This window comes from Desulfobacula phenolica, assembly GCF_900105645.1.
Taxonomy (GTDB): domain Bacteria; phylum Desulfobacterota; class Desulfobacteria; order Desulfobacterales; family Desulfobacteraceae; genus Desulfobacula; species Desulfobacula toluolica.
The window spans coordinates 282,480-298,465 of record NZ_FNLL01000002.1 but is presented as its reverse complement, the minus strand read 5'-3'; the positions used below and the strand labels follow the sequence as shown (position 1 = coordinate 298,465).

Below are 15,986 nucleotides of genomic sequence, written 5' to 3'. Positions count from 1 at the left end.
GCAGTTTGAGTTTAGAGCGGACCCGTCGTGTCAGTTACAGGGCCGCTGGAATTTTCACCTGCACTATCGTCACTTGGAGGCGTCACAGTCACTATGACCTCCAAAGAACCGTTGTCAGGGTCATCTGTACCTTGAGGAGTTATCAATAAGCCAACAGTATGCCATTCTCCAAACCCATTAGAATCGGGTAAAACAAAGTCAGTATCACCCGTTAATTCAGCTTTGCCAAATGCACCGGAAGTGGTTATTTTAACAGTAGTTCCACTAACTAAAGCATTGCCATACACATCACCGAGGTAATAGGTTAATGGATAACTCCCTCCGTTAATTCTATTGATGTTGAAATTTTTGGTCAAATCAAGTGCTGCCTGGTCATCGGAAAAAAGGACGTTTCCACTATCCCATATAATGGTATTTGACTGATATTTTCCATCCGCTTGTGTAAACGAACCGCTTCCATCGCTGTCAATATATTTTTCTCCACTATCATACTGGTTGTTATCATTGGCATCAATATAGGGTTCACTCATATCCACAGTCAAAGTATCTATGCCTTCATCATAAACATTGTTACCATTAATATCATAAAAGCCTTCATTTCCAGGAGTATAAATCACAATTCTACATAAGCCGGGATTGCTTTGTGTGGAGCCATTCACTCCCCCCAGATCAGGAGTAGTTGGAGGTGATGTTTGCAAAACAGCTTCGGCAACTCCAAAAACAGTGGACGGTTCAAAACCATCACTGGTTCCAATCGTTCCACCCTCGGACATAAAACTTACCTTTGTTCCATCCGGCACAACATTCCCGTATCTATCCCCCAGGTATGCTGTTATTTTATTCTGAAGTCCAAATGTTCTGCCACCCGCCATATTATGATATTCAACAGCCATGCCAAGCTGCTCTGCAGCTGGCAGGCCACTGACAATAGTGACTTTTGCTTCTGTTAAAAGATCAGTATTTCCATCATTATAAATCGCATTAATTCCCACTGTGCCTGAAACAGTGCCGCTGGTCAGGGAAACAGAAACCTTACCGTTCTGTGTTTCTGCTTCAGTTGTCGATAATTTTTCCCCCCCCCCTATAGCCGTTGAAATTTTAAATGTCACCAAATTATAATCAGGGACAGGATTGCCTGAACTGTCATTAACTGAAAAGTTAATAATAGATATATTTGAAATGCCTGAACCTGCTACCCCAATAGTTTCAGGAGTAATACTGTCAATAAAAATAGTAGCTGGTGTTCCGCTGGCAACCTCAAAGGAAATAGTATCAGTTAAAATATTTTCTTCATAAACATCACTAATATTGTAAACCATATTTGGATCGGTTGCAGCGTATATTTTAACATTACCGCTATTATTTTCTGCCTGGTAAACAGCGTCCGCATATCCATCCAAAGTTGTCTTAACAGACTCAATTGTTCCGGAATTATTTACAGAATTCTTTTGATCAATTCCATCGGTAGCAATAACGAAAAAGTGAATCACAGTACCATCTTCCACAGGAACCTCTGTTTTATTGCCATTAGAATCAGTTGTCGTTTTTAAAACATATGCTCGAATTGTTGTTTGACCGCCGTGCGAAATCAAACTGCCTGGTTCAAGATTAGGAATTGAAAGTCGCAAATCATAAGAAGAATCTATTGTATTGTCCACATCTCCATTGCCCCCACCTCCATCATCGTTACAGGCATTTATCATCAACAGTGCGAATATTATCATGATTAAATATTTAATTGATCTCATTTGTACCCCTTATATAATGTTTTAGTAATCTATCGAATAGTAAGGATATGTAGGATAGGCAGATGTTTTTGTCAAGAAAAGGATGAAAATTGTATTTTCTTGACGGACGAATGGGTTGCTGGTATTAAGGATACATGAAAGACGAACCTAAAAAATTTGCCCACTGGCGTCGTGAAATGGTTGAAAAACAGATTATGTCACGGGGGGTAACAGACCCATTGGTCCTTGAGGCAATGAGAACAGTGCCCAGGCATTTATTTGTCAGTGAAGCCCTTGTAGAAAGCGCATATGGAGATTTCCCGCTTCCCATTGGAGAGGGGCAGACAATTTCTCAACCCTATATTATTGCTGAGATGACTCAGAGCCTTAAGTTAAAAGGCCATGAAAGAGTTCTTGAGATCGGTACAGGATCAGGGTATCAGGCTGCCATCCTGGCCCGGATTGTGTATAAGGTATATACCATAGAAAGAAACAATACCCTGTTTTTACAAACAAGAAAGCTTTTTGACAGGTTGAAATACTATAATATTGTTACCAGATATAGCGACGGAACTCAGGGTTGGAAACAGGAAAGTCCGTTTGATGCCATTATCGTTACTGCCGGGGGCCAGCAGATTCCTGCACCATTGATTGAACAGCTTGCAATTGGGGGGCGTCTGATCATGCCGGTGGGCAGTAACTTTTTACAGGAATTGCTACAACTTGAAAAAACAGAAGATGGGATAAAAACAACCAACCTTGGTGCTTGCAGATTCGTAAGATTGATTGGTCAATATGGCTGGGATGAATAGGGCCTTAAAAAAAAGCTGATGCAAAATGATATTGAGCCCCCTTCATTGATCAAAGAGCTTTTCATCGGATTTTGTCTGGGAACGGCAAATATTATCCCCGGGGTTTCCGGCGGTACATTTCTTCTGATTTTTAAAATTTATGAGCGTGTCTTTTCCATTCTGAACAATATCAATAAAGCCAATATCCTCTACTTTTCCTGCCTTTTCTTAAAATTGTTTTTTAAAGCAGACAAACCGCAAACATTTAAAATTTTTATGGAATTTTTAGAAAAAAAGGATTTTATTTTTCTGTTTAAGTTGATGGCGGGTGCTGTAGCGGCCATTATTTCCCTTTCAAGCCTGATGAAATATTTGATTGTTCATCAGTTTTCCATTACCTATTCTTTATTTTTCGGGTTGATTCTGATTTCCATCATCATACCTGTAAAAATGTTGACGGATAAAAAGTTTTATCTGATTTTTTTTGTTTTGATGGGTACAATCTCGACCCTTTATGTAACCCATGCTGTTAACCCTTACGATAAAGTAAAGATGAAATCAGATGTTTACGCAGGCAAGTATTTGCAGACCCAGTCTTTACAGAATCGGGATTTAAAACAGGATTTAAAAAAAGAAAAACAAGAGAGTGCAGCCTTTTTTTTTACTGGGAAATATACGTTTGATGAGTATCTGTATGCAGGCATTTGCGGAACGGTTGCGGTTTCAGCAATGGTTCTTCCCGGCATAAGCGGGTCTCTGGTGCTTATTTTGATGGGTGAGTATTTTGAAGTTGTTTCCGCCATCTCAGGCCTAAAGACATTGAATTTGGATAATGTTGTTTTTTTAGGGTGTTTTGCAATGGGTATCATTCTGGGCGGGCTTTTATTTGTAAGGTTTGTCACTGCTGTTTTAAAACGATATTATAATGCAGCCATGGCATTTCTTATCGGGTTGATGGCAGGGTCTTTATCTGCGTTGTGGCCGTTTAAAAAAAGCATTATCATGGCACAGCACTATATCAAAGAGGATGGCGTGATCCGTATGATCCAAGATGTAAGGGTCTATACAAATATGAATGAACTCCCCTGTATTGGGACCGAATTCTATCTTTCAATTGCATCCTTTATTATCGGATGCAGTATTATGTTCCTGTTCATTAAAAAAGAAGAGAAGCAATGAGTGAATTGTTTGCGGTCGGTTGTTTGAGATTTATAGTGCTTCCGGCGTGAAGGTCACTATATCATCAATGGATGGGGCATCGCAAAAAATCATGACAAGCCTGTCAACGCCCAGCGCAATGCCTGCGGCATCGGGCATGGCATGAAGATCTTTCAGGAATTTTTCCGGTACAGGGATCACTGCTTTATTTTGAGATTTCCGGATGTGGTTTTCTTTTTTAAATCTCAGGTGTTGTTCCGCAGGATCGGTCAGTTCCGTAAATCCGTTGGCAAGCTCAATGCCTGCCATATAAAATTCAAATCTCTGGGCAAAGGCCGGATTGTCCTGTTTGAGCTTTGCCAATGATGCCAGGCGTGCCGGATAATCATACAAAAAGGCAGGTGTTGTATTCCCAAGGCATGGCTCTATTTGAAAGCTCATTATTTCATCAAAGCTGTTGTCTTCCAATGCTGTGTTGAGGCTTTTATCCGCATATATATCAAAGGCCTGCTCAACAGTCAGCTTTTTCCATGGGCCGTCTAACCGGATATGTTTATCCTGGTATCTGATCTGGTTTTTAAGGGTCAGCTTTGCCGCAATAAATTGAATCAAGCCCTGACATTGATCCATTAAATCAAGATAGGTGTTATCTTTTGCATACCACTCCAGCATGGTTAATTCCGGCAGGTGATGTGATCCTCTTTCGTTTTTTCTGAAGCATTTGCAGATCTGGAATATTTTATCGAATCCTGTTGATAACAGCCGTTTCATGCAAAGTTCAGGTGATGCATGGAGAAAATGGCCTTCCGTGGTTACAGGATCAATTTGGGCTTCGGGAATAACAGACGGACACCGGATGGGCGTATCGACTTCAAGATAGTGATTGCCGGTAAAAAAATCCCTTATGGCTTGAATCACAAGGGATCGTGTTGCCAGGTTTTTGTAATGTTTTTTTTGATCCAATGTTACTTTGTTTGATATGTATCTTTTGGTCGGTCCTGCAAAAATATTTTATCAAATTTGCTTTTATCCGCTTGGTCAAAAAAATTATATCCGGCTTCAATACAGGCTTTACAGGCGTTGATAGGAATATGCACGGCAAGAATATGTCGTCCTGGTGTGGCATTGGAATTTTTTTCAAAGCAACCGCCACAGTCCTGACAAATTCGAATTTTTTCTTTTTGCCGTTCAAAGATATTGTCGGTATCATAAAATATTTCCCGGTGTCTGATCTGGAGTTCCCCGGGCTTTCCGGCTTTTTGTCTTAATTCGTCTTTCTGATGCCAATAGGAATTGACAAGATCCGTGGTTTTTTTGATCTTGTCCGTGATACTGACCGATTGTTTCAGACGTTCAGGATTGAAATCCGGTTCAACAACGCCGGAATAATCAAGACCTGCCATGGCAAGGATAATGCCCAGGTTCACATAGGGAAGCGCGCCTTCAATAGAATATCCGCCTTCAAGAACGGCAATGTCCGGTTTTAGAAGAGTGGTAAGTTTTGCATATCCCTGGGCTGAAAAATTCATATTGGTCAATGGGTCTGTATAATGATTGTCTTGGCCTGCAGAGTTAACAATAAGATCAGGTTTGAATTCTTCTAAAACAGGCAACACACAATTTCTAATAACATAAAGATACCCTTCCGTGGATGTGCCGGGCGGTAACGGGATGTTCAGATTTGAACCTTTGGCATTGGGGCCACCCAGTTCGCCGGGAAAGCCTGTGCCGGGATACATGGTTCTGCCATCCTGATGAAGGGAGATGAACAATACATCAGGATCATGCCAGAAAATATCATTGGTCCCATCCCCGTGATGGCAATCAGTATCAACAATTGCTATTTTTTTAACACCGAATTGAGATCTGATATACTCGACCATGATAGCTTCGATATTGATGTGGCAAAACCCTCTGCCGCCATGGGAAACCCTCATGGCATGATGACCCGGAGGACGAACAAGGGCGAATCCGTTTTTCACTTCTTTGTTTAAAACAGCATCTGCAATGGCCTTGGCCCCACCGGCACTGATGAGATGGGATTCAGTGGTAATGGCTTTTTCGCTGGGTACGCAAAAATGCGCTCGCCTGATATCCTGATTGGTGACAATCTCCGGTTTGTATTCCATAATACCGCTGATATCAAAGATGCCTTCCTCTATTACCTGGTCCTGGGTATATAGAAGCCTTTCTTCTCTTTCAGGATGGGTTGGATCAATAGCCCAGTCAAAAGCGGGGAAGAATACAAGACCTGTTTTGTGGTGTGCCTTTAACATTATTACCTCTTTGAATTATTGCAAAACCTTTTCAAATCCTTTGATCAATCCGGGTTTGATCTGCATTTTTGTTCTGTATATTTTACCCCTGGGTGAAAAATTCCGTACAATATTGAATTTTTGAAATTCAACCACTTCCACTTCAGTCAGATTGTCGGGATTGGCACCGGAATTTATTGCTTTTTCTTTTAAAAGCGTTGTTGCCGTTTCAATAAGGTTCTCGTCAGAATATGTTTTGGAAATGGGTTCTGCAAAATCTTCTTCATGGGCTGTCACAATACCCTGTTCAGTATCTGCATTCAGTGAAACCTCACATGTGGTTCTGGCAAGGGCGGCACCAATGGCGTTTGCCACCGAAGATTCCGGTACGGCAATCGTTTTTATATGATAAAGTTCTTCTATCTTTTTTGCAAAATAGGGTGCAGGCCCTCCTAAAATGAGTATTTTTCTTGGACTTATTTTATATCCTTCAAGAAATTCATGAACAGTATATACTGGTTTGGAATTGAGTCTATCAATCATTTCAAAGGTTTTTTTAAGAATGACGGAACAGCATTTCTTGAAAATTTTATCAGCTGTTTCCTTATCGGTCAGGCCCAGTTCCATGGCAATATTGTGTATTCCTTTTTGAGCATTTTCTTGATTGCCATCTGTCATGAGTCCGAGTACAAACATTGCGTCTGTAAGAGTAGGTTCAGGTCCGCCAAAGGCCATGGCCGGTCCTTGGCGATCGGGTCCAATGGTCAATTCTTTGTCTTTTACCCTGACGGTGCTGTCTCCTCCAATGCCTTTTGAATCGGTTAGAAGGGAGCGGATCAAACTTTTATATTGCCCTCTGCGGATTCCCACAGGTTCTAATAACGGGGCTTTATCAACCAGAAACGCAATATCCGTGGTTGTTCCACCGATATCAAGTACAATGGCATCCTGTTTTTTAGGGGCATAAGGGATCGCTCCCATAATACTGGCGGCAGGTCCGGACAGCACGGTTTGACCTGGGAAAGACATGGACGACTCAAGTGACATGGTTCCGCCGTCAGCTTTTAGGATCTGAATTGGAATGGTAAGCCCTTTTTCCGCCAGGGATTTTTTGACAGCCTCAAAAAAAGATTTATAAAGGGAAAACACAGCCGCATTTAAATGGGTTGTGACAATCCTGCGGGGAAAATTAAGGTTTCCTGAGACATGGTGGCCCAAAAATATTTTTTTAAAATATTTATTTAAAATTCTTTTGATAAGAATTTCATGGCTGGGATTTCGAACGCAGAATTTGCTGATCACACCAACATATTCAATGCCTGCTTTTTTCAGCTTTTTGGCAATATCTTCGATCTCCATCTTGTTTACCGGAGCTTTTTCTCTTCCCCTGTGATTGATTGATCCTGATACACAATAATAGTGTTTCCCGATTTTAAAGGCTTGAGGATCAATCCCTGGGCCTGCCGAGACAATTATGCCAACCGGCTCCATGTTTTTCTGGACAATGGCATTGGTTGTCAGTGTTGTCGAGATCACGATCCGTTTAACATGTTTTGGATCAATATTATCCAAAAGTTGTGTAAAGCATGAGAGGATGGTATTGAAAAGATCAGCAGAGTCTGTGGATACTTTGACTTTTTTTTCAATACCGTTGCTGCTTAAAAGAACGGCATCCGTATGTGTACCGCCAACATCTAATCCTATAATCATGGCGCATTCCTGATTCTTTATGTATTACAGCCCAAAACTTACTTTTAATACCATGCGGAGCTTGTCAGAAAAACCAGGGCTTGTCAATCAGATTTTCTTTAGAAATCTATCAGGTATCCGGCTTGAAAGATCGGTTTTAAACTTGAATTATTAAGATATTACATTTATTTATAAATAACTGCTACGGGCATACCTGGTCTTTCGATCAGATCTGCCCACAACAAAATATGAAAGTCGCTGTTTTGATTTTTTAAGACTTTTATATGACAATGGTTCGTTATTTTTTTTTATTTACAGAATAGGAAAATATAACTATCTGAATTTATTATAACTGGGGTTTTATTGTGACTTTCATAACCTACTGAACTTATTGAAAACCAAATTTTTTATCGAACCATTGATATAAAAAATATTGTTTGTTTTGAAAAATTAATATTTGTTTAAAAGGAGTGATTTGTGGCCTGCATTGAATGGAAGAAACATGAATCCGTGGCAATCATCAATATGTGCAACGGCGCAAATAAACAGAACCTGGAGTTTGTAGCTCAGATGAATCGCTGTTTTGATCAAATACTGGCAGACAAAGCCATTTTTTCCATTGTTTTAACATCCACTGACGAAAAAAATTTTTCTCAGGGGATTGATATCCAATGGTTGGGGCAAAAGATGGAAGATAAGGATTTTTACAGTGTAAAATCATTTTTATATGGTATGAACAAAATTTTTAAACGGATTTTATTAATGCCTGTTCCAGTGATTGCCGCCATTAACGGGCATGCATTTGGAAATGGTGCCATGCTGGCATGTGCCTGTGATTTTAGATTTATGAAAAAAGACAAGGGATTTTTTTGTTTCCCGGAAGTGGATATCAACATACCGTTTTTTCCCGGTATGATTAAAATTATTCGCAAGAGCATCCCTGAATATCAATTAAATGAGATGATTCTTTCGGGTAAACGTCTTACAGCTATGGAACTGGAAGATAACCATGTCATCGTTAAAGCAAGTGCTAACCAGGAAGAGCTGTTAAAGGATACGGTTGCATTTGCAAAGCAATTCATGAAAAAAAGAGGCATTTTGGGCGAATTAAAAAAAAGAATGCACAAAGATATTATCCGGGTGATGGAGACCCAAGACATAGAACAAATTGATTCCCTGTCAAAGTCAGGCTGTTTCGTCTGTATGTAGAGGCTGTCTTGCAAATGCGATGAATTTGTTACAAATGGGAGACAAGGTCCTTTTTTTTGACAGGGTCAGGTAAAAAAAACGGTCAAGATCAAGACCTTTCACGGATAAAGCTTTTAGACGCCCTTTATTGATATCATCCTGGACGGCAATGGTTGACAGGATGGATATCCCGACGTGGTTTAATATGCCTTGAATGACGGAAACAGTGTTTCCCATTGTAATACCGGTGTTAAGTTTTTTTGAATTTAATCCTGCTTCATCCATACTTTTAAGTATGGATTGCCATGTTCCCGATCCTTTTTCTCTTGCAATAATTTTTTCTTCAAAGAGATTTGAACAGTCAACAAAGGTTTGATCCGCCCATTTATGATTATATGGAACAATCAGTTTCATCTCATCGGCAACCAGCTTTTCCTGTTTGATTTGAGGATCATCTATTTTCGCACCTACAATACCAATTTCTATTGACCCTTTTTTTATTTTTTGGACAATCTCCATGGTGTCACCGGCAGTCAATTCAATGGAAATATCAGGGAATTGTTTTGAAAACGGTCCGATAAGCCTTGGGATGATATAGCAGGAAGGAATAGTGCTTCCGCCAATAAAAAGATTTCCTTTTGTTCTGCCCAGAAAATCATTCATGGCAGCTTCTGACTGGTCTCTAAGGGTTAAGAGTTTTTTTGAATATTGATAAAGAATTTCTCCGGCTTTTGTGGGTTCCGTGATTTTTCCAAGCCGGTCTAAAAGACGGCATTTGAAATGGTCTTCAAGTTCTTTTATGTGACTGCTCACCGTGGGTTGAGAAAGATTAATGGCGCAAGATGCCTTTGAAAAACTTTTGTTATCAACAACGGATACAAAGATATGAAGCTGCCACAGATCCATTCTTATTCCTTTATTTTGGGAAATTTTTCCATCATTTTTTGATGGACAGCTTCCGGAACCATGTCAGTGATATCTCCGCCAAACTGTGCTGCTTCCTTGATAATGGACGAACTGGTAAAAATCCATCTTAACCCGGTCATCAAAAAAACAGATTGTATTTCCTTGTTTAGTTTTCTGTTCATCAATGCCATCTGAAATTCGCTTTCAAAATCAGAGATGGCACGCATTCCCCTGATAACGGCTACGGCATTTTTCATTTTTGCATAATCCACAAGAAGTCCGCCAAAAGAATCTACCTGAACACATTTGTTGTTTTTAAAGCTTTGGTTGATCATATCCACTCTTTCTTTCATGGTAAAAAGAGCTTTTTTAGCAGGATTGTGCAATATTGCCACAATCACCTGGTCAAAAATATCCAGGGCCCGTTCAATAATATCAATATGTCCGTTGGTTAAAGGATCAAAGGAACCGGGGTAGATTGCTATTCTTTTTTTGTCCGTCATCTATGCACTATCCTTTTTCTATTTTTATTTTTTGTTTATAAAGGAAATCATTGTTTTTGAGTATTTTTTTTGTCTGTAAATGTCAATGCCGGGAAGTTCAATTTGAAGGCTTTCCTTGCAAGAGTGTTCGGCAATGATGATACCATTCTCATTTAACAGATCTGTAAAAAATTCTTTTTCAAGGGTCTGTTCAATATACCCCTTCCCATAAGGCGGATCAATGAACACAATATCAAATTGCTGCCCATTGAGGCTTTTAAAAGGGCTTGCCTTTAAAATATCACAACAGATGACCGTGGAGTTTTTTTCAAACCGGCAAAGATTAAGGTTTTGACGGATGATATCACAGTCCCTGTCAATAAACGTGGTATGTTCAGCACCTCGGCTTAAGGCTTCTATTCCCAACGCACCGGTTCCGGCAAAAAGATCAAGCACTTTTGCCTTTTTGATGTTTTGTCCCAGGATATTAAAAACAGCCTCTCTTGTGCGGTCGGATGTTGGGCGGATCTGTCGCCCCTGAAGTTTGAAAAGTTTTCTGCCTTTACAACTGCCGCTGATGATTCTCATATCAATTATAAAATGCTTTTTTTAATATATTTTACACTTGTTCCAAGCTTTTGGGCCACAGATACCAGATCCCCGCCTTCCTGGGAAAGTTTCTGTTTTATGAATTCTTTTTCAAACCGTTTTCTGGCAAGTGCCAGATCATCTTCATAAAGAGAAAAGGTTTTTTGGATCAATTCCTTTGGTTTGCATTTGGGATTATAGGGTTCAGGAATATCCGCCACGTCAATATGGTTGCTTTCAACCATTATGTAGAGCCGTTCCACAAGGTTTTTTAACTCCCTGACATTGCCCGGCCATTCATAGTCCAAAAGGAGGTTAAGGGCGTTTTCAGAGATGCTTTTTTTTCTTCCTGAAGACTGTTTGGATAATTTTTCAAGAAAATTGTCCACCAGCAGTGGAATGTCTTGTTTTCTGTCTCTTAACACAGGTACATGAATGGGGATGACATTTAACCTGAAATAAAGATCCTTTCTGAAATTACCGGCTTCAATTTCCTTTTCAAGATTTTTGTTGGATGAAGCAATAAGGCGGACATCCATGTGAAGGGTTCTTCCCCCTCCAATTCTCTGGAATGTTTTTGATTCAAGGGCTCTTAATATTTTTGCCTGGGTATTGATATTCATATCCCCGATTTCATCCAGAAAGAGCGTGCCTCCCGAAGCTAATTCAAATTTTCCTTTGTTTTTTGATGTAGCCTCTTCAAAGGCTCCTTTTTCATGACCAAACAGTTCACTGTCCAGATTTTCTTCGGGAATGGCGGCACAGTTGATAATGATAAAAGGTTGTTCCGGTCTTGCACTGAATTGATGAATGGTTCTGGCAACCATCTCTTTTCCCGTGCCGTTTTCGCCGGTAATAAGGATGGCAGCATCTGAGGGCGCGGCACTCATGATTTGTCCGTATAGTTTTTGAACAGCAGGGCTGGTTCCGGTTATGGAATTTTTTTCAATGCTCTTTTTGCGCAGGTATCTGTTTTCTTCTTCAAGCTTTCTAAAGTTCAGTGCATTGTTGATGGTGACCATAACCTTGTCAATGGATAATGGTTTTTCAAGGAAGTCATAGGCCCCTGATTTTGTCGCATCAACCGCAGATTCAATTGTCCCGTGGCCCGTAATCATGACCACCGGAAGATTGGGGGTTATTTTTTTGATTTCTTTTAAGGTTTCAATTCCGTCCATTCCAGGCATCCAGATATCCAGCAGAACAATGTCAGGGGATTCGGTCTCAATTTTTTTTAATGCTTCATACCCGTTAAAGGCATGTATGACTTCAAATCCATCATCTGACAGAATACCTTCTAAGGATTCTATGATGGCTGTTTCATCATCAACAATTAATACGGCAGGATACATTCTTTTCTCTCCTGTTGTCATTATTTAACATTAAGCAGGCAGCTCAATAATAAATTTTGCACCTTTGGGTTTGTTATCCTGAACCCTTATTACACCATTATGATCGGAAATGATAGAGTTGACAATGGCAAGACCCAGTCCCATTCCAGATTTTTTTGTGGAAAAATAAGGTTCAAATAATTTGGTTTTTTCTTTATCGGATATGCCTTTGCCATTGTCGGCAAATTCAATCCTTACAATTTTTAGAATCTCATCATGGGAAACATCAATCAAAATCATGCCGTCTTTGTTTACAGCATATACGGCATTTTCAAACAGGTTGATAAATGCCTGTTTCATATGCTGATGATCCAGTTCCAACATGGGAATATTATGGGCAAACCTGTATTGGATATCTACATTTTCAAGGCCTTCCCTGTAAAGAGCAATGGTTTCAAGAATAATGTTTTCAATCCTGCATTGGTTAACATTGGCATCTGGAAATTTTGCAAATGCGGCAAACTGGTTGACAAGATTTCTAATCAGGTCCACATGTTCCACAATGGTGTCGGCACAATTGTTAAAAATTTCATCCTGGATTTGTTTTCCATATTTGCGTTTCAGCCTTTGAGCAGATAATTTTATCGGTGTTAAGGGGTTTTTTACCTCATGGGCAATCCTCCTGGCAACTTCTCTCCAGGCAGCCATTCTCTGGGCTTTTTCAAGTTCAGTGACATCATCAAACACCAGAACGGCACCGACATTTTTGTTCATATCATCTTTTAATATATTGAGGTTCAGGTAAAAGTGTTTGGGAGTGCCTGAAATAGCTGCGGAAAGTGGCAGCTCAAGGGTCTCATGGCCCTGAGAAACTTGTTCGTAAATTTTATTGGCAATTTGTAAATAGTCATTTTTTAAAACATCTTTGAAATTTTGATTTAAAATATTTTGGCTGTTAATATCCAGCATGGATTCGGCAGCTTTGTTGATGGTTGTAATGGTTCCTTTATTGTCAACGGAGATCACACCCGCAGAAATGTTTTTTAATACAATTTCAATGTATTGACGGCTTTTTTTAAGTTCAATGTTCTGTTGCTTGAGCATTTCTCCGGAAAACGCAATCTGCTGCCTTCCTGCGGCAAGTTGTTTGGTCATGGAATTAAAGGACTTGATAAGGGTTCCGATTTCATCATCTGTCTGAAAATCAATCTGATAATTTAAGTCCCCATCTGTAACTCTTTGCGTTCCTTCGGCAAATTTCATGATTGGAATTGTAATGGATTTTGCCAGTTGAAACCCGAACCAGACAGCACAGAAAACAACCAGCAAAGCAACAATTGAAAGTGCAATATAGTAAGATATCTGTGCCGGTCTTTTTGCCATTTTAAGCTGATGGTATTCTTCAATTCCCTTTAAAATAGCTTGTAGGTTTTGGGACAGTTCAGGTGATATCAGAGTGGTTATAACAATGAATGCACGGGCTTTTTGGGGGTTTGAACCAAAAGGAATGGTCGCAATGGTTCTTAAAAATTCACCTTGTTTGATGCTCTGGGAAATGGTGTGGCTGTTTTGTCCTTCAGTGATATTGGTCAAATCATTATTGGTCAGAAGGCCGAAATAAAGTTTATCCAGTTCATTTGCCAGGGACAGGCTGATGCGCTTGGCATCCGGCATATAAATTTCAACAGCATGCCGGTTGAATGCCCTTTGAATGACCTGGGAATACCGGGACAGCTTTTTCTCATTTTCTTTGTCCAGAAGTTTTCGGGAGTCTATTTGAAATGCAGCTCTTTTGGCAAAAAATTCGTTTTGTTCTTCAATATATTCATATAGTTTTTGACCGACTGCCAATGAGCTGTCCAAGGTCTGCTCAACCGGCGTGTTAAACCAGAAGGCAATACTTGTGGAAATAAATTGAATGGAAAAAAAGAACAAAACCGTTGTCGGCAGCAGTGCCAGTACAATAAATGCAGCAACCAGACGGGTTTTGAGTTTAGACCCCAGAATGTTGTTCTTTTTTTCATAGTAAAGCTTTGCAAGGTTTCTAAAGACCAGTAACAGCAATGCCAGCAACAGCAATAAATTGGTGTTGATCAGGATAAACATCAATACCGTGCTGGACAAGGGAAAACCACTTCCAAGGTCGGTGACACGGGTTTCAATAAAAGTCAGAATACCAACGGTAATCAGGATAATGAGAATTAAAGCTCCCTCATTTTTTTTAGGGGGCGGGTTCTGTTTTAAATGGTTTGATGGAGGCATATGTTTTGTTTCAGGCAAAAGTCAAGATTGTGCAAAACTAATAGGTAAAATTGATTAAATACCAGTTTGTTTCAAAATCCCAGAACGAGACAAAAAAGAGAACAGTGTGAAGTGATAAGGGCAGGGTAACTTTATCCAGTTTGGCCTTGATTCTGAGCTGGTATTTATCCCCTTTAACAAGTTGATTCAGGGGGATGATATTTAAATTGTCAATTTCAGTCATCAAGGATTTTGCTTTTTGAAATGACGGTGTAATGACTGGTGTTTCATTTTTCCATGGCCTTAAAACAGAGAACTCTTTTTTCAGGGGATTATACTTTAGCGTAGAGTTGATTTGAATATTGGAAATTTTTTTGTCAAACCATAACCCGCCTGTCTTATATAATGTAATATAAAACGAAAATGTGGTTGGGATACCATTCAGGGCGGCCTGGTTTAGTCTCTCCGTGAATGCTTGTTTTACATCAAAATAGGTTAGAAGATCATCTCTTGTGTTGGCAAGTTTGATATTTTTAATTACAGCCGTTTGCTTTGCAACTGCACTACAAGGCAATAAAAAGCAGAGAATTACAAATACTATGATATAGTGTTGAAAATTTGTGTTATGGAGAGAGGATTTTTTCATTATATATAAGGATATTATTTGAATTTTTCCGGTCCTGTTTCCCAGGCATCTTTGTTTTCTAAAAACTTTTCAATGAATAAATGATTCAGGGTGTGTCCTGATTTGTTGGTAACGATATGTCCCCGTATGGGCATGCCAAGCAGGGAAAAATCTCCAAGACTGTCCAAAAGTTTATGTCTTACAAATTCATCAGGATATCTTAGCCCTTCTTTATTTAAAATTTTATTTTTATCAAGAATGATGGCATTGTCAAGACTTCCGCCTTTGCCAAGGCTGAATTTTTTTAACAGTTCAATATCCTGCATAAATCCGAATGTCCTGGCGCAGCTGATTTCTTTTGTAAAATTGTTTTTTGCCCGATCAAATGTGATTTTTTGTTCCCCAATCATAGGGTGGTCAAAATGAATGCGGCAGGTTATTTTAAAACATGGTTCCGGGTACACAATCACTGATTTGTCATTATCTGTTACTTTAATGGGTTTTTTAACGATCAAAAAATGTTTTGGAGCCGATTGTTTTACAATACCTGCATCCTGGATCAGTTGCGTGAAAACTTTTGCGCTTCCATCCATAATGGGGATTTCATAATCATCGACTTCTACAAGGGCATTGTCAATTTCAAGGCCTGCAAAACAGGCCATCAGATGTTCAATCGTCGATACAATGGCACCATTGGTTCCTAATACCGTTGCAAGGCTTGTGTCTACAACCCGTTTGAAAAGCGCCTGGATATCCTGGGTGCCGGGCAGGTCAATCCGCCTGAATTTTATGCCGTGATTCTCCGGTGCCGGGTTCAGGATCAGGTGTGTTTGTTTTCCTGAATGAACCCCTGTTCCTGAAACACAGATGCGTTTTGAAAGTGTTTGTTGTAAAAAATATTTGGTCATAGCCTGTCGTTTTTTTATTATCAACTGAAAAATTTAGTTTGCCATATATATCCGGTTTTTATACACAAAGCAAAGTAAATGAGAAATTTCTTTGGTT

At 39.6% G+C, this 15,986-nt stretch carries 14 protein-coding genes; 3 read left to right on the top strand and 11 right to left on the bottom strand.

The window, feature by feature from the left end; genetic code table 11:
• Nucleotides 1–11: 11 nt before the first annotated feature.
• The gene (locus BLT94_RS03780; protein ID WP_092230567.1) at nucleotides 12–1,748 is read right to left on the bottom strand and encodes an Ig-like domain-containing protein; all 1,737 of its coding nucleotides are present in this window, start codon (nucleotides 1,746–1,748) and stop codon (nucleotides 12–14) included.
• A gap of 134 nt (nucleotides 1,749–1,882) precedes the next feature.
• Between BLT94_RS03780 and BLT94_RS03775 the strand changes: the two genes are divergently transcribed.
• Nucleotides 1,883–2,539, top strand: coding sequence for a protein-L-isoaspartate(D-aspartate) O-methyltransferase (locus BLT94_RS03775; RefSeq protein WP_092230564.1), 657 nt, complete (start codon nucleotides 1,883–1,885; stop codon nucleotides 2,537–2,539).
• Between the two features lie 18 nt (nucleotides 2,540–2,557).
• Nucleotides 2,558–3,697: a DUF368 domain-containing protein gene (locus BLT94_RS03770; RefSeq protein ID WP_092230562.1), complete on the top strand. Its 1,140-nt coding sequence runs from the start codon at nucleotides 2,558–2,560 to the stop codon at nucleotides 3,695–3,697.
• A 30-nt stretch (nucleotides 3,698–3,727) separates the two neighbouring features.
• On the opposite strand, the gene epmA is transcribed toward BLT94_RS03770, so the two are convergent.
• The 3 genes from epmA to BLT94_RS03755 are packed head-to-tail and all read right to left on the bottom strand — an operon-like array spanning nucleotide 3,728 to nucleotide 7,641.
• A complete protein-coding gene (gene epmA, locus BLT94_RS03765; protein ID WP_092230559.1) occupies nucleotides 3,728–4,639 on the bottom strand; it encodes an EF-P lysine aminoacylase EpmA in 912 nt (303 codons plus the stop codon).
• Nucleotides 4,640–4,641: 2 nt separating this feature from the next.
• Nucleotides 4,642–5,952 (bottom strand): histone deacetylase family protein, encoded by a 1,311-nt coding sequence (locus BLT94_RS03760; RefSeq protein WP_092230556.1) that lies wholly within the window; start codon nucleotides 5,950–5,952, stop codon nucleotides 4,642–4,644.
• Nucleotides 5,953–5,967: 15 nt separating this feature from the next.
• The gene (locus BLT94_RS03755; RefSeq protein WP_092230553.1) at nucleotides 5,968–7,641 is read right to left on the bottom strand and encodes a hydantoinase/oxoprolinase family protein; all 1,674 of its coding nucleotides are present in this window, start codon (nucleotides 7,639–7,641) and stop codon (nucleotides 5,968–5,970) included.
• Between the two features lie 456 nt (nucleotides 7,642–8,097).
• On the opposite strand from BLT94_RS03755, the gene BLT94_RS03750 reads away from it, so the two are divergent.
• On the top strand, nucleotides 8,098–8,829 hold the full coding sequence (locus tag BLT94_RS03750; protein WP_092230550.1) for an enoyl-CoA hydratase/isomerase family protein: 732 nt from the start codon (nucleotides 8,098–8,100) through the stop codon (nucleotides 8,827–8,829).
• Here BLT94_RS03750 and BLT94_RS03745 read toward each other — a convergent pair.
• The 7 genes from BLT94_RS03745 to lpxC form a co-directional block, all read right to left on the bottom strand.
• Nucleotides 8,806–9,714 carry a selenium metabolism-associated LysR family transcriptional regulator gene (locus BLT94_RS03745; RefSeq protein ID WP_092230547.1) on the bottom strand — a complete coding sequence of 303 codons (909 nt, stop codon included), beginning with the start codon at nucleotides 9,712–9,714 and terminating at the stop codon, nucleotides 8,806–8,808. The two genes, BLT94_RS03750 and BLT94_RS03745, sit on opposite strands and share 24 nt — an antisense overlap.
• A gap of 2 nt (nucleotides 9,715–9,716) precedes the next feature.
• Nucleotides 9,717–10,217 (bottom strand): pantetheine-phosphate adenylyltransferase, encoded by a 501-nt coding sequence (gene coaD / locus BLT94_RS03740; RefSeq protein ID WP_014956127.1) that lies wholly within the window; start codon nucleotides 10,215–10,217, stop codon nucleotides 9,717–9,719.
• A gap of 24 nt (nucleotides 10,218–10,241) precedes the next feature.
• Nucleotides 10,242–10,784 carry a 16S rRNA (guanine(966)-N(2))-methyltransferase RsmD gene (rsmD, locus tag BLT94_RS03735; protein ID WP_092230544.1) on the bottom strand — a complete coding sequence of 181 codons (543 nt, stop codon included), beginning with the start codon at nucleotides 10,782–10,784 and terminating at the stop codon, nucleotides 10,242–10,244.
• A gap of 5 nt (nucleotides 10,785–10,789) precedes the next feature.
• Entirely contained in the window at nucleotides 10,790–12,136 is a 1,347-nt protein-coding gene (locus tag BLT94_RS03730; protein WP_092230541.1) for a sigma-54-dependent transcriptional regulator, read from the bottom strand.
• 30 nt (nucleotides 12,137–12,166) lie between these two features.
• Entirely contained in the window at nucleotides 12,167–14,377 is a 2,211-nt protein-coding gene (locus BLT94_RS03725) for a sensor histidine kinase (RefSeq protein WP_092230538.1), read from the bottom strand.
• 37 nt (nucleotides 14,378–14,414) lie between these two features.
• Nucleotides 14,415–14,930, bottom strand: a complete 516-nt coding sequence (locus tag BLT94_RS03720) for a DUF4390 domain-containing protein (RefSeq protein WP_245742932.1) — start codon at nucleotides 14,928–14,930, stop codon at nucleotides 14,415–14,417.
• Between the two features lie 86 nt (nucleotides 14,931–15,016).
• Complete coding sequence (lpxC, locus tag BLT94_RS03715) at nucleotides 15,017–15,889, bottom strand: UDP-3-O-acyl-N-acetylglucosamine deacetylase (RefSeq protein WP_092231104.1); 873 nt, start codon at nucleotides 15,887–15,889, stop codon at nucleotides 15,017–15,019.
• Nucleotides 15,890–15,986: the final 97 nt, after the last annotated feature.

Coding starts and splice junctions, on each gene's coding strand:
- BLT94_RS03780 (WP_092230567.1), bottom strand. CDS start 1,748: ATGAGATCAATTAAATATTTAATCATGATAATATTCGCACTGTTGATG.
- BLT94_RS03775 (WP_092230564.1), top strand. CDS start 1,883: ATGAAAGACGAACCTAAAAAATTTGCCCACTGGCGTCGTGAAATGGTT.
- BLT94_RS03770 (WP_092230562.1), top strand. CDS start 2,558: ATGCAAAATGATATTGAGCCCCCTTCATTGATCAAAGAGCTTTTCATC.
- BLT94_RS03760 (WP_092230556.1), bottom strand. CDS start 5,952: ATGTTAAAGGCACACCACAAAACAGGTCTTGTATTCTTCCCCGCTTTT.
- BLT94_RS03755 (WP_092230553.1), bottom strand. CDS start 7,641: ATGATTATAGGATTAGATGTTGGCGGTACACATACGGATGCCGTTCTT.
- BLT94_RS03745 (WP_092230547.1), bottom strand. CDS start 9,714: ATGGATCTGTGGCAGCTTCATATCTTTGTATCCGTTGTTGATAACAAA.
- coaD (WP_014956127.1), bottom strand. CDS start 10,217: ATGACGGACAAAAAAAGAATAGCAATCTACCCCGGTTCCTTTGATCCT.
- rsmD (WP_092230544.1), bottom strand. CDS start 10,784: ATGAGAATCATCAGCGGCAGTTGTAAAGGCAGAAAACTTTTCAAACTT.
- BLT94_RS03730 (WP_092230541.1), bottom strand. CDS start 12,136: ATGTATCCTGCCGTATTAATTGTTGATGATGAAACAGCCATCATAGAA.
- BLT94_RS03725 (WP_092230538.1), bottom strand. CDS start 14,377: ATGCCTCCATCAAACCATTTAAAACAGAACCCGCCCCCTAAAAAAAAT.
- lpxC (WP_092231104.1), bottom strand. CDS start 15,889: ATGACCAAATATTTTTTACAACAAACACTTTCAAAACGCATCTGTGTT.